Here is a 4,308-nt window from a genome sequence, read left to right on the forward strand (position 1 = left end):
CGTCCGAGCGGGGCGGCGGCGGCGATCACGCGCCCCACGCCCGCGGCCGTGTCCGTGCGGTGCGTCGGCGGGCCGGACAGGTCCGCCTCGGTGAGGACCCACGCGCCCGGCTCTGCGGTGAGCGTCCCGTCCTCGCCGCGGGCGGTGGCGGGTGACGTCAGCCCCAGGTCCACCGGACCGGGCCGGTCGGCCACGACGGTCAGGTCCACGCCGCCGGCCACCGCCGCGGCCAGTGTCCGCCGTGCGGCATCCGGGAGGCGCTGCAGGTCCTGCGTGTGCGCGACCAGCGTCCCGACGCTGTCCAGGGCGTGGGCCGACAGCGCCAGCCACTCGGGGTCGACCGACACGTACACGGCGCGGCGGCGTGTCGCGACGGACTCGACCGCTGGCGGGTCCGTCGGGACCTCGCCGAGCACGCCGACCAGGAACGCCCCGCCGGCGACCCGTTGCTGGGTGCTGGGACGGACCCGAACCGGCTCCTCACCGTCCGGGCGGACGGTCACGGTCAGGTCCGCCAGAGGCGGCACGACCACACGGAAGCGCTTCCGCGACCCGCCGGCGACCTCGAACGGTCGCGTCTCGGTGAGCCGCCCACCGTTGTCGAGGCGCACGTCGACGTCGAGCACACCGGCGACGAGCCGGTCCGGCGCGAGGCTGACGGTGACCGGCACCCACGTGCCGGTGATGAACCGACCGTCGAACCCGGCGGTCGCCTCCAAGCCGAGCCGTTCCACGTCGCCGCGCTGGGCGGTGGCAGGCGAGGTCTGCGCGACGGCGGGGGTGGCGGCGGCGCCGGCCGGGGCAGCTGGCGACGCGATCCCCAGGATGGTGGCCGCGACGACCGGTCCCAGCGTCGCCGTCCACGTCCGGTGCGGGGGCACGTCGCCTCCTCGTCCGTCGCCGTGCGTACGACGTCGGCAGCCCCCGCCGCGGTTGCACGGAGCGTGCAGTAAACCGCATCGGCCGCCCCGTGAGGCGCGATCTGGCAGATCGTCTCGCCTGGGGTCTCTTCAGCCCTCCAGGGCGGTGCGCAGTTGGCGCACGGCCGCGCCCGCGTCGGTCGCGTCGGTGATGGCACGCACCACCACGACCCGCCGCGCCCCGGCGGCCCGCGCGTCGGGGATCGTGTCGGGCGCCATCCCGCCGATCGCGAACCACGGCTTGTCGCGGGCCACCGCGGCGGCCAGTCGCACCGGGGCCAGGCCCGCCGGCGGGCGGCCGGCCTTGGTCGGGGTGGCGTGCACCGGCCCGACCGCGAAGTAGTCGCAGTCCTCCTTCAGCGCCCGCGACACCTGCCCGACGTCGTGGGTGGAGCGCCCGATCAGGAGCTGGCCGCCGACCACCTCCCGGGCGTCGCGGGGCGAGGGATCGTCCTGGCCGACGTGGACGCCGTCCGCACCGACCTCGACGGCCAACTCCGGGTCGTCGTTGAGGATGAACAGCGCCTCGTGACGCTCGACGGTGACCCGGAACGTCTCGGCGGCGTGTACCAGCGCGGTGCGGGGCGCGTCCTTGTCGCGCAGTTGCACGATGTCGACGCCGGCCGCCAGCACGGTGTCGAGGAAGGCTTCCAGGTCGTCGCGTCGCGGGGTGCACAGGTACAGCCGCGCGTCAGCCAGGCGCTGCCGACGCCACGCACCGTCGCGCAGCGTCACGCCGGTGTCGCGGGTGCCGTCGGAGGGGTCGCCGCTCACCCGGCGCTCCGGTCGCCGTGGTCGCCGCTCACCGGGCGCTCCGGTCGCGGTGGCTGCCGTTCACCGGGCGCTCCACTCGGGGCGCCCCGCGGACGGCGTGGACTCCTCTGCGTACAACCGCTTGGGGATGCGCCCCGCCCGGTACGCCAACCGGCCACCCTCGACCGCCTTGCGCATCGCTTCTGCCATGGCGGTCGGGTTCTGCGCCCGGGTCACCGCCGAGGCCAGCAGGACCGCGTCGCAGCCCAGCTCCATCGCGATCGTGGCGTCGCTGGCGGTGCCCACGCCCGCGTCGAGGATCACCGGTAGCTGCGTCCGTTCGCGCATGATGCGCAGGTTGTAGGGGTTGCGGATCCCCGACCCGCTCCCGATCGGCGACCCCAGCGGCATCACGGCCGCGCAGCCGACCGCTTCGAGGCGGACCGCCAGGACCGGGTCGTCGTTGGTGTAGGGCAGGACGGTGAAGCCGTCGTCGACCAGCTGCTCGGCAGCGTCGAGGAGCTCGACCGCGTCGGGGAACAGGGTGCGGTCGTCGCCGATCACCTCGAGCTTGATCCAGTCCGTGCCGAACGCCTCACGCGCCATCTTGGCGGTCAGGACCGCATCGTGGGCGGTGTAGCACCCCGCCGTGTTGGGCAGCAGCCGGCACCCGCACCGCTCGACCACGTCGAGGACCGATCCCGACGCCTGCGGGTCCACCCGGCGCAGGGCGACGGTGACCATCTCGGTTCCCGACGCACGGACGGCGTCCTCGAGCGCCTCCATGCTGGGCGCCCCGCCGGTGCCGAGGATCAGCCGGGAGGAGAACGTCTCCCCGGCGATGGTCAGCGGATCGTCCACGTGGCGGTCCCTCATCTGGTCTACGCGTCAGCCGCCCTGGATGGCCGCGAGGACCTCGACCGCGTCACCCTCGTTGACGGTGCACTGATCCCAGTGTGCGCGGTGGATCACGTCACCGTTGACGGCGACCGCCACGCCGTGCCGGCCGCGGTCGGCGCCGAGCTCCCTGACCAGCTCCGCGACCGTGGTGTCGGGATCGACGTCGCGGGGTTCGCCGTTGACGGTGATGGTCACCCGGCCTCCTCCACCCCGTCTGCCGTGCCAGCGAACCGTGCCGGCGTGAAGGCTGCCACCACCTGCGGCAGGGCGCGGTCGACGACGAGTGCGGTGACCGCGTCGGCCGTGATCGGCGCGAGCAGGATCCCGTTGCGGAAGTGGCCGGTCGCCACGATCAGCCCGTCGAGCCCGCCCGCCCCGATCAGAGGGGCGTTGTCGGGGCTGCCGGGGCGGAGCCCCGCGACGGTCTCGGTGAGCTCGAGCTCGGTGATCCCCGGCACCAGCTCGTAGGCCTCCCGCAGCAGGTCGAGGACCGCCCCGGCAGTGACCGTGACGTCCTCGCCACGCTCCTCGACCGTGGCACCCACGACGACACGGCCGTCACCGCGGGGGACCAGGTAGACGGCGGGGCGATCGGGGCGGCCACCGACGGCCCGGACGTTGTGGTGCAGCAGCGGTGGAGCCACCGCGTGCAGCGCCGACGTTCGAACCTCGCGCAGGTGCAGCAGCTGGCCTTTGACCGGCCGGACCGGGAGCGGCGGGACACCGGCGATGCCGGCCGACCACGCCCCGGCGGCGAGGACCACGGTCGGGGCAGGGATCGTGTCGTGGCCCGCGAGGCGCACCCCGGTGACGCGGTCACGGTCGCGCTCGATCGCGGCCGCGCGTGCGGTGACCAGCTGGACCTCGGCCCGTTCGCAGGCGGCCAGGAGCGCATCGAGGAGCGCCCGGTTGTCGACCTGGTCGTCGTCCGGGGCGTGCAGGCCGGCGCGGACGGTGGGTGCGAGGGCCGGTTCGAGGTGGCGGCACGCGCGGGAACGAAGCCGCGTGACGCTCAACCCCAGCCGACGGTGGAAGTCGTGCAGGTCGTCGAGGACGGCGCGGTCGTCGGCGTCACGCGCGATCACGAGCGTGCCGGACCGGCGGTAGCCGGGATCGCGGCCGGATACCTCGGCGAGTTCGGCGGCGAAGCCCGGCCAGCGGGCGTGCGACGCGAGGTTCAGCTGCAGCAGCGCCTCTTCCCCGTAGTGAGCCTCGCTGACCGGGGCCAGCATCCCCGCGGCCGCCCACGACGCCCCACGGGCGGGTCGCTCGTCGACCACGGTGACCGACGCCCCGGCCTGCGCCAGCCGCCAGGCGCTGCTCAGCCCGATGACGCCCGCCCCGACGACGACGACGTCCGGTGCGTCGGGACGGCTGGTCACCGGCGCCATCTGGTGCTCCCTTCGCCGGCATGACCCGGATCAGGTTGTGACGGTCGGCGGCGCGACGGCGGACCGGCTGCGCCACCCTCTCAGCCCCGCAGGGCTCCCGTGCACGATCCACGATACCGGTCACCGGGAGCGCCGCCGGGGCTACTCGTCGCTGCACCAGGCCCGGACCAGCAGGTCCGCCCCGAACTCCTCGTCGATCGCGTACAGCGCCACCGCCCAGCCGACGCACGCCCCGGCCTCAGCCGCGGCGACCAGGGCGGCGGCGACCTCGACCCCGCAGGGCTGCGCCAGGTCGCCGGCCACCTCGAGCGTCGCGAACGCCCCGTCCACGCGGACCTCCAGGC

The 4,308-nt window shown here is 75.0% G+C and carries 6 protein-coding genes and 1 riboswitch; all 6 genes read right to left on the reverse strand.

The genetic code is table 11. From position 1 onward, the window contains the following. Positions 1-881 (reverse strand): hypothetical protein (locus M3N57_06885; GenBank protein MDP9022412.1); only part of this gene is annotated, 881 nt, incomplete at its 3' end. Positions 882-1,010: 129 nt separating this feature from the next. After that, positions 1,011-1,694, reverse strand: coding sequence for a thiamine phosphate synthase (thiE, locus tag M3N57_06890; GenBank protein MDP9022413.1), 684 nt, complete (start codon positions 1,692-1,694; stop codon positions 1,011-1,013). Positions 1,695-1,754: 60 nt separating this feature from the next. Beyond that, entirely contained in the window at positions 1,755-2,549 is a 795-nt protein-coding gene (locus M3N57_06895; protein ID MDP9022414.1) for a thiazole synthase, read from the reverse strand. Positions 2,550-2,561: 12 nt separating this feature from the next. Beyond that, positions 2,562-2,768, reverse strand: a complete 207-nt coding sequence (gene thiS / locus M3N57_06900) for a sulfur carrier protein ThiS (protein ID MDP9022415.1) — start codon at positions 2,766-2,768, stop codon at positions 2,562-2,564. Then, positions 2,765-3,964 carry a glycine oxidase ThiO gene (thiO, locus tag M3N57_06905; GenBank protein MDP9022416.1) on the reverse strand — a complete coding sequence of 400 codons (1,200 nt, stop codon included), beginning with the start codon at positions 3,962-3,964 and terminating at the stop codon, positions 2,765-2,767. Before thiO ends, thiS begins: the two co-directional genes overlap by 4 nt. Next, positions 3,955-4,075: riboswitch (TPP riboswitch) on the reverse strand. (Overlaps the previous gene by 10 nt.) A gap of 30 nt (positions 4,076-4,105) precedes the next feature. Beyond that, positions 4,106-4,308, reverse strand: a 203-nt coding sequence (locus M3N57_06910; GenBank protein MDP9022417.1) for a hypothetical protein, incomplete at its 5' end; no start/stop codon positions are given.

The organism is Actinomycetota bacterium, assembly GCA_030776725.1.
Lineage (GTDB): Bacteria > Actinomycetota > Nitriliruptoria > Nitriliruptorales > JAHWKO01 > JAHWKW01.